The sequence below is a fragment of the Pseudomonas sp. HLT2-19-2 genome (assembly GCF_054898005.1).
The window spans coordinates 3,989,188-4,004,845 of sequence record NZ_CM142712.1 but is presented as its reverse complement, the minus strand read 5'-3'; the positions used below and the strand labels follow the sequence as shown (position 1 = coordinate 4,004,845).

The following is a 15,658-nucleotide window of genomic DNA, read 5'->3' as shown; positions in this document are numbered from 1 at the left end:
CATGAGCGCCTCGCAACGCGGTTTTACCCTGATCGAAGTCGTGGTGACGCTGGCGCTGATCGGCTTGCTGGCCGGCATGGCCGCGCCGCTGACCGAGACCGTGGTACGCCGGGGCAAGGAGCAGGAACTGTGCGCTGCGCTGTACCAGATTCGCGATGCCATCGACGCCTACAAACGTGCTTTCGACGCCGGCTACATCGAGAAATCCCTGGACAGCAGCGGCTATCCGCCGAACCTGCAAGTGCTGGTGGACGGTGTGCGTGATGTACGCAGCGCCAAGGGCGCCAAGTTCTTCTTTTTACGGCGCGTGCCCCATGACCCGCTGGCGCCGGTCAAGCGTAACGACGAAGGCGGCTGGGGCGTGCGCTCCTACGACAGTACGGCTCAAAACCCGCGCGAAGGCGAAGACGTCTTTGACGTTTACTCCAAGGCTCGCGGCAAGGGTCTCAACGGCATCGCCTACCGGGAGTGGTGAGATTATGCGTCGGGAAAAGGGGTTTACCCTGCTGGAACTGATGGTGGTCATGGCAATCATCGCCACCCTGATGACCATCGCGTTGCCACGTTATTTCAACAGCCTCGAGGCCTCGAAAGAGACCACGCTGCGCCAGAGCCTGTCGGCCATGCGCGAAGCACTGGATCACTACTACGGCGACACCGGGCGTTATCCCGATTCCATCGAACAGCTGGTCGAGCAGCGTTATCTGCGCAACCCGCCGATGGACCCGATCGCTGAACGCAAAGACCTCTGGGTGCTGGTGGCGCCGCCTGACGGCGTCCCGGGCGGGGTCGCCGATATCAAAAGCGGTGCCACAGGGAGGGCGCGTGATGGCAGCCTTTATTCCGAGTGGTAAACCCTCAAACGAGGCCGGTTTCACTTACCTGGGCGTGCTGTTTCTGATCATGTTGATGGGCATGGGCCTGGCCAGCGCTGGCGAGTTGTGGTCCACCGCCTCGCGCCGTGATCGTGAGCGCCAGCTGCTCTGGGTCGGTACTCAATATGCCCAGGCATTGCGCAGCTACTACCGCACTTCACCTGGCCTGGCTCAGTACCCAAAAGAGCTGGCGGACCTGTTGCAGGACGAGCGTTTTCAGTCGCCCAAACACCACTTGCGCAACCTGTACCCTGACCCGATCGGGGGGGGCGAATGGACGCTGATGCGCGGTTTCGACGGGCGCATCACCGGCCTCAACAGCCCCTCTACGGACACGCCGCTCAAGCAGGCGGATTTCCCCGCTCAATGGTCGGACTTCACCGGCATGGCGAGTTACAAGGACTGGCAGTTCGTTGCCGAGAAGGCCTTCCTCGAGGGTGCGTCCGCACCGAAGGGCCCATCCCAAAACGCCTCAGGCGTTGGGGCGGTGATGCCATGAACAGACACTGGCTACCGGCCCTGGTCCTGATGCTGATGACCTCTTTCGTGTCGGCCGCCGAAGAAGACGAAATGTTGGGTTTTATCGTCGATGACACGATCTCGCACATCGGCCACGACTTTTACTACTCGTTCAGTGAACGCCTGCGCGCCACCAGCCCGATGGATTTCAACCTGGTGGTACGCGAACGACCTTCGGCACGCTGGGGCAGCCTGGTGACCGTGGAATATCAGCAACGATTGGTTTATCGGCGCTTCCTGCCGCCGAACACCGTGGAGTTGAAGGACGAGGCCTATGAGGCTGCCGATCTCGTCCGCGTGCAGATCGTCCAGCGCAAGCTGGAAGCCTTGTTGCAGGACACCACCGACCTTGAGAGGGACGAACTATGAACATTGGAGCTTTCTCGCTACGCACGGGCATGTGGCTACTAGGGCTGGGCAGTTGTGGGCTGGTCCAGGCCACGGAGCTGGTCTACACGCCCATCAACCCGTCGTTTGGCGGTAACCCGTTGAACGGAACCTGGTTGCTCAACAACGCCCAGGCGCAGAACGACTACGACGACCCTGACTTGAAGGACCGTGCATCCGTGGCCGGCGCTTCGGCCCTGGAGCGTTTCACCAGCCAGCTGCAATCACGACTGCTAGGCCAGTTGATGGACAACATCTCCGCGGGCAATGCCGGGAGCCTGACCACCGACGCTTTTGTTGTGAACGTCATCGATGACTCCGGCGCACTGACTATTGAAGTGACCGACCGAGCGACCGGTGAAGTTTCCGAAATCCAGGTGAATGGCCTGGCCCCTTGACGGGGATTTGGGTCGACGGGGAGTTAAGGACATGAAAAAAATAATAGCGCTAGGACTGATGTTGGCGGCATTACAAGGGTGCAGTTTGCGCGAGCCGATGGGGGCCGAGCAGGACACCGAATCACCGACCCTGACACCTCGGGCGTCGACCTATTACGACTTGCTGAACATGCCACGACCCAAGGGCCGGTTGATGGCGGTGGTGTATGGCTTCCGGGATCAGACCGGGCAGTACAAACCGACCCCGGCCAGTTCGTTTTCCACCAGCGTGACCCAGGGGGCGGCCAGCATGTTGATGGATGCGTTGCAGGCCAGTGGCTGGTTTGTGGTGCTGGAACGGGAAGGGCTGCAGAACCTGTTGACCGAACGCAAGATCATTCGCGCCTCGCAGAAAAAGCCCAATACACCGGTGAATATCCTGGGTGAGTTGCCGCCGTTGCAGGCCGCCAATTTGATGCTGGAGGGCGGGATCATCGCCTATGACACCAACGTGCGCAGTGGCGGGGAAGGGGCGCGGTATCTGGGGATCGATATTTCCCGTGAGTATCGGGTGGATCAGGTGTCGGTGAACCTTCGTGCCGTCGATGTGCGCAGTGGGCAGGTGTTGGCCAATGTGATGACGAGTAAGACGATTTACTCTGTTGGGCGCAGTGCCGGGGTGTTCAAGTTTATCGAGTTCAAGAAGTTGCTGGAGGCTGAGGTGGGGTACACCACGAACGAGCCGGCGCAGTTGTGTGTGTTGTCGGCGATCGAGGCGGCCGTTGGGCATTTGCTGGCGCAGGGGATTGAGCGGAATTTGTGGCAGGTGGCGGGGGATAATTCTTCGCCTGACAACAATGCGACGCTTGACCGTTACCTGACTCAGAACAAGGTTGTGCCTGAGGGTGAGGAAGAGTGAACCGAGGCGGCCTTCGGGCCGACCTGGTTTTTGATCTTTTGATCTTGGCGGCCTGATAGCCGACCTATTTCTTTCAGGTGTACATATCCATTTCTGCGGTAACGGCCGCTAATGGTTTCGCCCTTACGTCGAGTCCCTTTTGGCAAACGCCCCAAAAGGAACCAAAAGGTCTCGCCCCGGGCGTCCGGCCCCTCGCCTAGGCTCGGCGTTCCTTCGCTCCGGCATTCATCTGGGGGCATCGCCTCCGGTTGGCTTCGCTTCAACCTCCTCTCGATGTGTTCGACTGCGTCGAACGGCGCTGCGCGCCTGCCCCCCAGATGAACACCTCCACTCAGCCTCCCGAAGGGGCGGGCAAAGCAAGATCAAGAGCTGCAGGCGAGCTAACGCTCGGCCTGTTGAGTGGTGGGTTTGTGTTGTGCTTTAGCTTTTTAAACCTGAGTTCGACTCGATATCTCAGGTCGCAGAATTTCTTTTAAACACATCGGTCGGTCCCCTCGCCCCGTTGGGGAGAGGGTCAGGGTGAGGGGTGGATCTTACTGCCACCCACATTTCCTACAAGCGATGAAAAACAATCAAAAAAGCGAGGAAGTTTCCGACGCCTTTTTAAGGTTGCCCGTCGGAAGCGCGACATCTAGCCTCTGGTCGTCGCTGCCAATTCAGCGGCCGGGATTGGAAACCCTGACGAGCAAACGGCGTAAGGAGTTTTGCCATGGTCAAATCAACACCCCCCCCCCCGAATCAGAAACCGAAAGCACTACCGCCAACGGCACTTCCAACCTCCACCTCAACCCCGCCATTCTAAAAAACTCCGCCCCTCACAATCCCAGCAGAATGTTCGCCATCGTCCTGGACATGGACACCGAAAGCCTGTTGGCCCACGCCTGTGAGTCGTTGGCTTCCGCCAGTGTCATGGCCACTGATTTCGCGGTGTTTCTGGAGGGGCCGCAGCGCAGCATGTTGTTGGGCATCCAGCAGGTCATCATGCTGGCCGACCTTGCGGTAAATCGGGCGCTGGATAACATCGATCCGCAAGAGTAAGCGCTGAACCATTGTGGCGAGGGGGCTCCCCCCCGTTGTGTTGCATCAGCCCATAAAAAAACCGCGCCCCCCACCCAGGGCCGCGGTTTTTTATGCAGCACGATTATTGCTGTAGCACGGTTGCCCTGTTGTCGCTGCCCAGCTGTTGCACAGTCGCCATCTGGGTCATGCCACTCTGATCAACATTGGCAATGTTCCCTGTACCACCCTGTGTCACATAGGCCACGTTCATGGTGTCAGCCTGTTTGACTGTGATCATGTTGTCGCTGCCATACAGCTGCGTGGTGAACGCCTGGTTGCCAGTGCCGGACTGGTCGAACTCGGTGGTGTTGCCAGTGCCCGTGCTAGTGCCCTGGGCCAGGTTGGTGGTGCCGCGCTGGTCGGCGATGAGGATGTTGTCGCTGCCGTTCTGGTCGAAGTACAGCTCGTTGTAGTTTTCAGCCTGTTTGACCGTGGTTTTGTTGCCGGTGCCCGTCTGGCTGGTGGTCATGATGTGGCCGACGCCGTCTTGTTTGAAGCTGGCGGTGTTGTTGTTTCCCGCCTGGGTAATGGTTGCGCGCTGGTTGCTGCCGAATTGGCCGCCCAGTTGCGGGCCTTTCCAGTCGCTGGCGTAGACCTTGTTTTCAGTCCCCACGGAGGTGGCGTTCAGCACATGGCTGTCGCCGCTCTGATAGGTGAAGTGCACGTTGCCGGTGCCTTGTTGATAGAGCGCCAGGACCGAGCCGACGGAGTCGAACTGGTCGGCGTAGATCGCGTTGACGTCGCCGACTTGCAGGACCTGGGCATTGTTGTTTTCGCCGAAGCTTTGGTCGACCACGGTCTCGTTGGTTTGCCCGTACTGGTTGACGGTGGCCTCGCTGGCGGTTTGCCCGCCTTGCCAGACTTCGGCGCCGTTGAAGTCGCCGAACTGGTTGATGGTCACGGTGCCGCCGTTGCCATCGCGCTGGTCGCCATAGGCGTAGTTGCCTTCGCCCGCCTGGTTGAGATTGATCTGGCCACCCATGTGGGCGATCTGTTCGGCGGTGGCGTAGTTGGCGGTGCCGTACTGGATGATCACTGCGTTGTTGGCAGTGCCCAGTTGGATCTGTTCGATATTGGCCTCATTGCTGTCACCAAACTGGAAGGTTTGGCCTTTGGTGGCTTCCTGACTGTCCTGATAAATGAACGAGAAGTTGCCGGTGCCTTGCTGTTGTTGCAGCGCTTCGTTGCCGCCCATGCCTATCGACTGGCTGGCATGGCTGGTGTTAGTGCTGCCGACTTGTTGTTGGGTGATGGTGCTGCCGTCCTCGAACAGTTGCTCGGCGTAACCGGCGTTGTAGTCACCGAGTTGGTCTTGGGTGATGGTGCCGGTGGCGGTGTCTTGCACCGCGGCGGCATCGTTGCCCTGGCCCACTTGCTGCTGGGTGGCGGTACTGAACGGGGCCGCGGTCTGTTTCACATCAGCGACGTTGGCGGTACCGAGCTGGTCTTGGGTGGAAACGCTGTCGTCGGCCATCGCCTGGATACTGACAATGACCAGGATGGCGGCGGTGAGGGGCGTCAGTTTGAACATGATGAAACCTCCAAATGGTGCAGTGCTTTAGCGGTATTGTTTGACCGAAACGCTCATGCCATTTCCGGACTGGGTCACGGCGCTTGAAAGCCCCGTACCGGCCTGGTCGATGCTGGCGTCGTTGTTGTTACCGTTCTGGGAAATCTGCGCGCGGTTGTGGCTGCCGGTCTGAGTGATCGAGGCGGCGTTGCCAGAGCCTTGCTGGGTGATCATTGCCATCAGGTCGCTGCCTTGTTGCAGGATGTAGGCTTCCTGATTACTGCCCGACTGGACGATGCGACCGAGCAGCGACTGGCCGTTCTGTTGCAGCAGCGCAACGTTGGCCTGGCCGTTCTGATCGATCAGTGCTTGCTGGCCAATCGGCGGTGGTAACTCGCCGAGGTCGGCACCGGGGGCCAGGTCGTCGTTCTCCATCAAATCGTCGGCGCGCACGCCCGCACTGCTGCAGAGCAGAAGCAGGCAGAGCAGGGCGGCGGTCGGCGTTTTCATGGCTGCGTCCTTTAGGAAGAGGTCGGCCCACCCACCGAATCGGCGGGTGGGGCAAGGGCTCAGTTGGAGATCACCGACACCGTGCGCACGGTGCCCTGGGACGAGCGGATGGTCGCCGTCGGATTAGCCGACGGAATCACCGTGGTGCTGTTGCTCACCGTCAACCGCCAGCGCCCGGTCACCGGCACCGTGGTGGTGCCCAGGGTTACCAGCCCGGTCGGGGTGGTGACCTGCACGGTGATGGTGTTGCCGGTGGTCACCGATGAGGTGCCCGCAAAGTCCCAGGTGAAGCGGTTATTTGAACGGGCCGACACCGTTGCCGTGGTCACCGCAAAAGTTTCCGCAGCAGGCCTTGGCGAGACTTGCACCGTGACCGTGGCCGGTGACGTCGACAGGGCGCCGAAGCTGTCCCGGGCGATGTAGGTGAAGGTCGTGGTGAAGGCCGTCGTGACCGTGGCCGGTGGGGTGTAGGTGAGCACCGTGCCGTTGCTGCTGACGGTGCCGCGACCTGCCGGTGGTTGGGTGAAACTGGCGACGGCCAGAGGCACGTTGCCTTCTGGATCGGTGTCGTTGGCCAACACGTTGATCGGAACCGCCACGCCCAGGGTTGCGATGCTGTCGGCAACCGCCACCGGAGGCCGGTTAGGCGCAACGGTAATGGTCACGGTCGCCGCAGCGGTCGAGGCCAGACCTTTGACGTCTTGAGCCTTGTAGGTGAAGGTCGTGGTCAGCGGTGCATTGACCACGGCGGGTGGGGTATAGACCACCGATGCCGCTCCGTTCAATGCCACCGTGCCTTGGCCGGCGGCCGGTTGGGTCAGCTCGGTGATGCTCAGCGGCGTGTTGCCGTCCGGGTCGCTGTCGTTGGCCAGCAGGTTGAGGGTGATTGGCACCCCGAAGCTGGTGCTGCCGGTATCGGCAACGGTCAGCGGCGCCTGGTTCTCGCCGGTATCCGGTGCGGTACCGACGACCACGACGAGCTCGGTATCGCTGCCGCCCGCCGCCGATTTGACCGTGACGCTGGCCGGTGGCAGAGTCAGGTCGGCGACGGTCAGGCGTTGCAAGGTGCCGGATTTCGACAGCCTTCCGTAGCCCTGGGCAACCATGTCCGGAACCGCCACTTCATCGGTGGAGGTCGCTTCGATCAGCAGGCTGTGATTGCTCCAGTTGTAGCGAGCGGTTTGGATTTTCACCAGGTCAGTGAGCTTGCTCGACACCGCCGTAGGGCGAGTGGTACCGGCCGGGTTGGTGGCGGTGAGCACCACCACCGGAGGCACGGGGCCGCTGAACAGACGCTGGCCGAAGTACAACCCGGTGCCGTCACCCACCATGTTGGTCAGGCATGGCGTAGGCGGTGGGCCTGGCACAAGGGCGACGGTTTCGCGGAAGCACAAGCTAGAGCTGTTGTCCGCTTTGCCAACGACTTCGACCCGGGTGCTGGTGCCGGTGCCCGAGGCAGTGCGGCGGTAGGTTGCACGGCTAAGGTCTACATGGGTTTGCGCGCGATTGTCGAGAACTTTGCCGGCCAGCGTGAACAGGTTGCTCTCGATCGTCCCGGCCGGGCCCTGGATGCGCACAAAGTTGGTGTTGTTGGGGCTGCCGGTGACTTGTTCAGTGAGGTTCGGGTCGCCGACGAAGGTTTCGATCGAGCCGGTGTCCGGGTTTACTTCGATGTAGGGGCCGTTGACGCTGCGCAGGAAGGGTCCGATAGCACCGTTCAATGCCCCGTTGAAAACTCCCGGCACTCCGACGCCGATGTCTCTGGTGATGTTGATTGCGCGCCGACCGGGGGTGGTGACGTTGACCGTTTCCACGCCATAAGGGTGAGTAATGGTGTAGGTCCCGGCGACGGGCACATTGATCCGCATACGAATCCGCGCAAAGCTGATTTGATCGCCGTCTTGCGGATTCCCGCCGGCAAAAGCTGCTTCTATCCCGGCTACGTAGGCGTCCATTCCATAGCCAGCGGCATTGTTGGGAATGTTCGTCCCGGCGAGGAACCAGAAGGCTTCGTCTGGCCAGTTATCCGGGAACACCATCGGCAGGGTGTCGTCGAAAATGCCCGGTGTCGGCAGCAGGGTGCACATGTAGGCCGGTGGCGTGGCAGCCGGTACCCGCGAACTGGCGGCTCGGGATTGGCACAGTTCCATCGACAGCAGATTGTTGTCCTGATACCAGATCGGGAATTTCCCCGAGGCGAAGGTATAAGGACCGGGGTCGACGGCAGCGAGTTGCGCGTAAGCACTGCTGGACAGCGATAGAGTCAGTCCCAGGGCGTTAAGCGCCAGGCGTGGCCAATTGTTCATGATGCCTCCCGATGAGGATCTGGGCATGTGAGCGTTCATTGCACGATGACCACTTCTTCGGTGTCGCTGCCGCCATTGGATGACGTCACTCGAACCTTGGCCGGTGGAATCGGCGTGATGCCAGTGGCCAGGGATTTCACAGCGCCATCGCCACTGAGGGCGCCGATGGCGACACCTGTGCCAGAGGTGGCAGTGAGCACCGGTGGCGAAGTTTCATCGCTGGTCGAGGCCACGACCGTTATTTGCCCAGTGCTGAGGCTGTACTCGGCACGTGAAATCACCACCAGGTCAGTCAGAGGCATGGATAAGGTGGTCGGCGTGCTGCCAGCGATGGCCAGGTGGTTGTCGGCGGTCACTTGCAAAGTGCTCGGCAAGCTCGGGTTGGTCGAAGACTGCGCGTACCAGTTGCCGGTGGTGTCGGCCTCGGAGAAGTTCAACACGGGGTTGTTGCTGTCCAGGGTCACTTTGGCCGGTGGCGGCGGGGCCAGGACGAACACGTCCTGCTGGGCCACGGGAGCGCTGGCGCCGGGTTTACGCGAGTAGGTGCTGCGCAGGGTGATCATGGGTGTCGGCCGGGCCACGGTCGACAACTTGCCGGAGATGGCCATCACCGTAGTGCGCAAGTCCAGCCCGTTGGGTCCTTCAATGCGGATGTAGTTGGTATTGAAAGGGCTGCCGGTGAAGGCTTCCACCACGTTCGGATCGCCGACGAATTGCTCGGCTGAGCCGGTGACCGGATTGGTCTCGGTGTAGGGGCCATTGACGCTGCGCAGGAACGGTCCAACGTCACCTTTGAGCGCGCCGTCGTAGGTCTTCGGCACGCCGATGCCAATGTCCCGGGTCATGTTGATTGCCCGACGCCCGGGGGTGTCGACGTTGAAGACATCGACGCCATAGGGGTGGGTAATGACATAGGTGCCCGCGGTCGGTACATCGATACGTATGCGTATGCGGGCGAAGCTGATCTGGTCACCTTCCACTGGGTCGCCACCGCTGAAGGCGGCTTCAACGGCGCTGACATAGGTCAGGTCGATACCTCGGGCTGCGTCGACGATGGTGCCGTCGCCGGTGAACCAGAACGCCTCATCGGGGAAGTTGGTCGGGAAGACGAGCGGTTGCGTGTCGTCGAAGATCCCGGGAGCCGGCAGCAAATTGCACATGTATGTCGGTGCGCCCGGCGCACCGGGCACTCGCGAGCTGACGGCCTTGGACAGGCAAAGATCGAGCGTTCGACCGTGAGTGTCCTGATACCAGGCGGCGAACGAGCCGTTGGCGGGTACATAGGGGCCGGGGTCGACGGCAAAAAGCGCCGCTTGAGCGACGCCTTGGGCCAGTGCGCTAACGACCAGAGCGGCCGCGGTTTTGGTCAGTAAAGGGTGCATGAGTTAAGCCCTCTATCAAAATGCCTGCCCATGGAGACGGGTCAGTTGAGAGGTCGTTCGGCAACTTCCATACCAACCGGCTAAAACGGCCGGCAGAGGCCCGAGCCATGGGCATGTCACGCACAAACGGCTTCAAATCGCGGATTTTGGGAACGGGCCACAGTGCCCAGCATTGGGGGTAGATGGGGATAAGGAGGAAGTGGGGGACAAGACCCATCGTCGGGCAAACGGCCATGAGTGGGCTATAACCCTATAGGGGAACCGTCGGGAACACGTCCATGGACATGCCTACTCAAACACTCCATTACGAGGAGGGTGATGTTCGCCTGAGCGCGCGCAAGCCACCGTTCAATTTGCTGCGCTGGTTTTCGCTCATCAGCCTGGCGGTGATTGGCACGGTGGCGGTGGCGTTGGGGTCGGTGTCCACCCGGTTCGTGATTACCGAGAGCGTGCAGCGTGATGCATTGTTGACGTCCCAGTTCATTCAGGCGATTGCCTCGGCCGAGGTGCGTCATGTGTCGATTCCTAACGTGCGGACCCTGGGTGAACTGCTCGATCCGCGCAAAGACAAGGACTTTCCCGACGTCGATCCGCTGGCCCGTGCCGATGCCCGGGGCGAATTCCTCGACCATATCGAGCACTTGCCGGACGTGATCCTGGTCAACATCTACGCCCCCGACCGCATGGTGATCTGGTCGACCAACCCGGCGTTAATGGGCACCACGATCCACGCCGACGAAGACCTGGATCGAGCCTTTGCTTCCAAAATTCCGGTGTCGGCCAGTTATCACGATGTGGATAAAAGCCGCCAGGAACAGAAGTTCGTGACGCCTCCGGAATACATCTTTATCGAGAACTACATTCCGCTGTTCGATGCCGACGGCGACAAAGTCACGGCGATGGTCGAGATCTACAAGGAACCCAAGGACCTGATCAGCCGCATGGAGCGCGGTCTGGTCCTGATCTGGCTGGCCACTGCACTGGGCGGCGGACTGATCTATCTGGGGCTGTACTGGATCGTGCGCCGGGCGGCCATTCTGTTGGCAGTGCAACAAAAGCAACTGATCACCAACGAAACCTTTGTCGCCTTGGGCGAGATGTCGTCGGCGGTGGCCCACAGTTTGCGTAATCCGCTGGCGACTATCCGCTCCAGTGCCGAACTGGCGCTGGAATTCGACAGCGGCCCGGCCTACAAGAACATCAACGACATCATCGGCCAGGTGGATCGCATGTCGAAGTGGGTGAGGGAGCTGCTGCAATCCTTGCGCCCGCTCAACGACGAGGCTGAGCCTGTGAACCTGGTGGCGGCGCTGCATGACAGTCTGATGGCTTTCGAGCACCAAATCGAAAAAGCCTCGGTCCACGTGGTGTTCGACCCACAGCTGACCCCCATGGTCCTGAGCCAGCAGGTGCAGTTGACGCAGATCCTCAACAGTTTGCTGGCCAATGCACTGGAAGCCATGGACAAGGGCGGCACGTTGACCATCACGCTGGAGCCGACCGACTCCCGTGGCCTCAGCGTGGTGGTGAGCGACACCGGCAAAGGCATGAACGAAGAACAGCGAAGCATGGCCTTTCGGCCGTTTTTTACCACCAAGCAAGGCGGGCTCGGTGTCGGGCTGGTTTTGGTCAAGCGGATCATGGAGCGGTTCAGCGGTACGGTGACCTTGGAAAGCCGTGAAGGCGAAGGCACCTGTGTCCGACTGTCGTTCAATTTGGTCCCCTGAAAATGGGGGGGAACTTTCCCCGTTAGCGGGTGCCATTCCCCAGTCGTTTCCCCGGTCATGGCAAATTGATGTTGATAAGCCATTGTTTTATTAGTCTTAATGCTTTTGTACAAAACCGTTACAAATCTGGCGAGGTCCTTGCACGAGCCCCATTACCCCTTCACGACTTTGAGGCGGCTGGTAATGGACAGAAAAGAGCGGTATCCGTTCAAATGGTTCGACCTGACGCGTGTGAGCGTCCTTCTGTCTATGACGCTAGGCACAGCGACTCTACAGGCCAGCCCGATCGACGATGAGCGACAGCCCGAACCGTCCGACCCCTCGGCGTACCACGACGAACCGGCTGACAAAGCAGGCGCCTTGAACGCTATTTTGACCATGCCCCCGGCTAACCTGGATTCCTTCGATTTGCCGGGTGGCGTCAAAGGCACCCGAAAAACCCCGCTCCAGGAAAACATCCTGCCGCCAGCGCTACAGACCAGTTTCAATTACCCTAGTAACGGGAAACCCAGCCCACTGTACGGTGCGCTGCCGTTCACTCAGCCGCTGATGCTGTTCGAAGAATTCGGTTTGGAAAAACTCGACCCCACGACACCGGCGGCACTGTTGCCGTTTCCACCCGCCGCCATCGGTCCGCTACCGCAACAAGACCCCACCAGCGTCGCTCGCAGTGCCCCGCCAAGTGCGGCGCTCGACGCGTTCTTGCGTCAACCGGGCTTGACCCCGTTCCCGAGCCAGTATTCCAACGTGGTCGACCGCAACCCTTGGCAGAAGCAGATTGAATTTTTCCTCAACCGCCGTATCGGCTCGTCGGCGGAAGGCCGTCCGCCAGGAAAAGGCTGGTCACACCAGCGCTGGAACGAGTTTTACCCGCAGGTGGCCTACAAGACCGTGCAAACCGGCGCACGGGTGAATACCGGTTTGCGTGACAGTCGTCAGATGCACCGCTATGCAATGGGCGAGTTTGGCCCCAATGGCCTCTATTACAATGTGGCAGGCGTGCCGGCGACCGCTGGCACCGCCAAGGGCGTTGAACCGCGTTTGCACCCGAAAATGCCGGTGCAGAAACACAATTCCCTGTGGACCTTCGACGGTACCCTGCCGCCCAAATTGCTCATGGTGCGTTATGGGCAACCACTGTTGATGCGCCATTACAACGGCTTGCCGATCGACCCGTCGGCGAACATGGGGTTTGGCTTGCACACCATCACCACCCACGAACACAACGGCCACGTGCCGGCGGAAAGCGACGGTTATGCCAACGCGTTTTTCTTTCCGGGGCAATTTTACGACTATCGCTGGCCGATCCAGTTGGCGGGCTACGACAGCATCAACACCACGGCTGCAGACCCGCGTGCAGCGTTCCCGTGCTCACCGGGCGAAACCCTGTGGACCAACGACCTCAACCCCAGCCGCAAGACCTGCAACAACGGCACGATCAAGATCCGCGGCGACTGGCGCGAAACCATGAGCACCCACTGGTTCCACGACCACATGCTCGATTTCACCGCGCAGAATGTCTACAAGGGCAACGCGGCGGCGATGAACTACTACAGCGCCCTGGACCGCGGCAATGAATCGGTGAATGACGGCGTCAACCTGCGCCTCCCCAGCGGCAGCTCCTTGCCCTGGGGTAACCGCGACTACGACGTCAACCTGATGTTTTCGGACAAGGCGTGGGATAAGAACGGTCAACTGTGGTTCAACCCCTTCAACACTGACGGCTTCCTCGGTGACCAGGTGCTGGTCAACTGGAAATGGAAACCGGTCCTGGATGTGCGCGCCCGCAGCTATCGCTTGCGCATGCTCAATGGTTCCGTGTCGCGCTACTTCAAAATGGCGCTGGTGCGCGAGATCAAGGGCACCACCGGTGAGTTCCAAGGGCCTGCCGGGTCGGGCGTGTCGTATGCCCGGGTGCCGTTCCACATGATTGCCAACGACGGCAATATCATGGAACACAGCGTACCGTTCGACGGCAGCATGGACCTGGATGTCGACGGTGACAAACAGAACCACAACGCGATTTTGCCAACCCTGGGCATCGCCGAGCGTCACGACATCATCGTTAACTTCTCGAAAAACGGGATCAAACCGGGCGACAAGCTGTTCTTCGTCAACCTGCTGGTGCACGAAGACGGCAAGGGTCCGGAAGAACCCGTCGCCCTGGCTGACGTGCTGTCCGAGAAATACCGGGCGATCATCAAGCAAACCAGCAAGGGGCCAAAGTGGGAGGACGGTGATCCGGCGGTAGGCAAGGTGTTGCAACTCAACGTCAAGGCTTACACCGGTCAGGACCTGGCCATGGACCCGGCCGCTTATGAGCCGGCCAAACCGGGCAAGGCTGAAGGTCTGTTTATGATCCCGCTGAAGATTCACCGCGACAATGCTGCCGACAAGGCGCTGCTCGCCAAAGCCCGCCACCGCACCTTTACCTTCGGCCGTTCCGATGGCACCGATGAAGCGCCCTGGACGGTCAAGACCGACGGCGGTTTCGGGTATCGCATGGACCCGCGCCGCCTGAACGTTTCGACCAAACTGGCCAGCGGTCCGACCGACGCCGGCGTCACGGGTTTCGGCACGCTGGAAGTGTGGCTCATCAAGGGCAATGACACGGGCTGGGGCCACCCGGTGCACGTGCACTTCGAGGAAGGGATCATCCTCAGCCGTGGCGGCAAGCCACCACCGGAATGGGAAAAATGGGCACGTAAGGACGTGTATCGCGTCGGTTCGGAAAAGGATGGTACGGACAATGTCGAGATTGCGATCCAATTTCGCGAATTCGCCGGCACCTACATGGAGCACTGCCACAACACGCAACATGAGGACAACTCCATGTTGCTGCGCTGGGACGTTGAGAAACCCGGGCAATTCCAGCTGATGCCGACACCGCTGCCAAGTTGGGATGGTGTGCGCTACGTGAACTCCGCCGCGCTGCCAACCTTCCGCACTGGTGACGGCGTCGGCCCCCAAGTGGTGGTCAAACCATGAACCGCGAGGGAGACGACATGAAAATGCATACGTCGCGCTCCCGCGCCCTGGGCATGCACCTGATTTTGCTACTGGTCACCTGTGTGCTGGCCGCTTGGCTGCTACTCGCTCATGAAGGTTCACCGTCGTCGACGGAATCGGCGACACCCTGGGGTGGCGATTACTTCCCCAACACCTTGCTGACCGATCAGGACGGTCGGCAGGTGCGTTTTTTCGATGACCTGATCAAGGGCAAAGTGGTGGTGATCAACTTCATCTTCACCACGTGCAGCGACTCCTGTCCGCTGGAAACCGCGCGCCTGCGCCAGGTGCAACAGTTGCTGGGGGACCGGGTCGGCCAAGACATCTTTTTCTACTCGATCAGCATCGACCCGTTGAGCGATACACCGCAAGTGCTCAAAGCCTACGCGCAGCGCTACAAGGTCGGGCCAGGCTGGCAGTTCCTCACCGGGGAATTCGAGGCCGTCACCGACCTGCGCAAAAAGCTCGGGCTGTTCATCGAAGGCGTCGACAACGGCCGCAGCAAGGACCACAACCTGAGCCTGATCGTCGGCAACCAGACCACGGGCCGGTGGATGAAAGCTTCACCTTTCGAAAATCCTTGGATTCTGGCCGATCAATTGGCCAACACTCTGCAGAACTGGAAACAGCCCAGCATTGAAGAAAGTTATGCCGATGCGCCCGAGATCCGTCCGCCGAGCAATGGCGAAGAGTTGTTTCGCACCCGCTGCGCGTCGTGCCACAGCCTGGGTCCGATGGACGGGCAGGGCATCGGCATGCGCAGCATCGGCCCGGACCTGATCGGCGTCACTCGCCAGCGTGATCCGGCATGGCTGAGTCGCTGGATTCGCGAGCCGGACCGCATGCTGGCGGAAAAGGACCCGATCGCGATGGAACTGTTTGAACGTTTCGACAAAATCCCCATGCCCAACCTGCGTCTCGATGAGAACGCTGCGCAGTCAATTATGGGATTTTTGCAAGAAGAAACCGATCGTCAGCAACCGCTACAGGCAGCGCAAACGCAATAGCGGCGAAATACTATCATTGGCGCCGCCAGTCTCGATCAATGCCACCTACACTGATCCGAACCACGGCTGAA

The 15,658-nt window shown here is 60.4% G+C and carries 14 protein-coding genes; 10 read left to right on the top strand and 4 right to left on the bottom strand.

What is annotated here, in order from left to right:
• Position 1: 1 nt before the first annotated feature.
• The 7 genes from ACYZTU_RS18610 (at position 2) to ACYZTU_RS18580 (ending at position 4,115) form a co-directional block, all read left to right on the top strand.
• Positions 2–475 carry a type II secretion system protein gene (locus ACYZTU_RS18610; protein ID WP_461964657.1) on the top strand — a complete coding sequence of 158 codons (474 nt, stop codon included), beginning with the start codon at positions 2–4 and terminating at the stop codon, positions 473–475.
• A 4-nt stretch (positions 476–479) separates the two neighbouring features.
• On the top strand, positions 480–854 hold the full coding sequence (locus tag ACYZTU_RS18605) for a type II secretion system protein (protein ID WP_129443236.1): 375 nt from the start codon (positions 480–482) through the stop codon (positions 852–854).
• Positions 829–1,374, top strand: a complete 546-nt coding sequence (locus ACYZTU_RS18600; protein ID WP_461964656.1) for a type II secretion system protein — start codon at positions 829–831, stop codon at positions 1,372–1,374. Before ACYZTU_RS18605 ends, ACYZTU_RS18600 begins: the two co-directional genes overlap by 26 nt.
• Positions 1,371–1,763 carry a curli production assembly/transport protein CsgE gene (csgE, locus tag ACYZTU_RS18595; RefSeq protein ID WP_282381189.1) on the top strand — a complete coding sequence of 131 codons (393 nt, stop codon included), beginning with the start codon at positions 1,371–1,373 and terminating at the stop codon, positions 1,761–1,763. Before ACYZTU_RS18600 ends, csgE begins: the two co-directional genes overlap by 4 nt.
• Complete coding sequence (locus ACYZTU_RS18590; RefSeq protein WP_461964655.1) at positions 1,760–2,179, top strand: curli assembly protein CsgF; 420 nt, start codon at positions 1,760–1,762, stop codon at positions 2,177–2,179. Before csgE ends, ACYZTU_RS18590 begins: the two co-directional genes overlap by 4 nt.
• A gap of 31 nt (positions 2,180–2,210) precedes the next feature.
• Positions 2,211–3,077, top strand: coding sequence for a CsgG/HfaB family protein (locus ACYZTU_RS18585; protein ID WP_461964654.1), 867 nt, complete (start codon positions 2,211–2,213; stop codon positions 3,075–3,077).
• A gap of 831 nt (positions 3,078–3,908) precedes the next feature.
• Positions 3,909–4,115 (top strand): DUF6124 family protein, encoded by a 207-nt coding sequence (locus ACYZTU_RS18580; protein ID WP_461964653.1) that lies wholly within the window; start codon positions 3,909–3,911, stop codon positions 4,113–4,115.
• Between the two features lie 103 nt (positions 4,116–4,218).
• Here ACYZTU_RS18580 and ACYZTU_RS18575 read toward each other — a convergent pair whose 3' ends face one another.
• Genes ACYZTU_RS18575 through ACYZTU_RS18560 form a run of 4 tightly spaced genes read right to left on the bottom strand, consistent with a single transcriptional unit; the run spans position 4,219 to position 9,844 of the window.
• On the bottom strand, positions 4,219–5,667 hold the full coding sequence (locus ACYZTU_RS18575; RefSeq protein ID WP_461964652.1) for a curlin: 1,449 nt from the start codon (positions 5,665–5,667) through the stop codon (positions 4,219–4,221).
• Between the two features lie 27 nt (positions 5,668–5,694).
• The gene (locus ACYZTU_RS18570) at positions 5,695–6,156 is read right to left on the bottom strand and encodes a curlin (RefSeq protein ID WP_461964651.1); all 462 of its coding nucleotides are present in this window, start codon (positions 6,154–6,156) and stop codon (positions 5,695–5,697) included.
• Between the two features lie 59 nt (positions 6,157–6,215).
• Positions 6,216–8,462: an Ig-like domain-containing protein gene (locus ACYZTU_RS18565; RefSeq protein ID WP_461964650.1), complete on the bottom strand. Its 2,247-nt coding sequence runs from the start codon at positions 8,460–8,462 to the stop codon at positions 6,216–6,218.
• A 35-nt stretch (positions 8,463–8,497) separates the two neighbouring features.
• Entirely contained in the window at positions 8,498–9,844 is a 1,347-nt protein-coding gene (locus ACYZTU_RS18560; protein ID WP_461964649.1) for a hypothetical protein, read from the bottom strand.
• A gap of 278 nt (positions 9,845–10,122) precedes the next feature.
• On the opposite strand from ACYZTU_RS18560, the gene ACYZTU_RS18555 reads away from it, so the two are divergent.
• The 3 genes from ACYZTU_RS18555 (at position 10,123) to ACYZTU_RS18545 (ending at position 15,587) form a co-directional block, all read left to right on the top strand.
• A complete protein-coding gene (locus ACYZTU_RS18555) occupies positions 10,123–11,571 on the top strand; it encodes a sensor histidine kinase (protein ID WP_461964648.1) in 1,449 nt (482 codons plus the stop codon).
• A gap of 183 nt (positions 11,572–11,754) precedes the next feature.
• Positions 11,755–14,559 carry a multicopper oxidase domain-containing protein gene (locus tag ACYZTU_RS18550; RefSeq protein WP_461964647.1) on the top strand — a complete coding sequence of 935 codons (2,805 nt, stop codon included), beginning with the start codon at positions 11,755–11,757 and terminating at the stop codon, positions 14,557–14,559.
• A 17-nt stretch (positions 14,560–14,576) separates the two neighbouring features.
• Positions 14,577–15,587 (top strand): SCO family protein, encoded by a 1,011-nt coding sequence (locus ACYZTU_RS18545; RefSeq protein ID WP_461964646.1) that lies wholly within the window; start codon positions 14,577–14,579, stop codon positions 15,585–15,587.
• Positions 15,588–15,658: the final 71 nt, after the last annotated feature.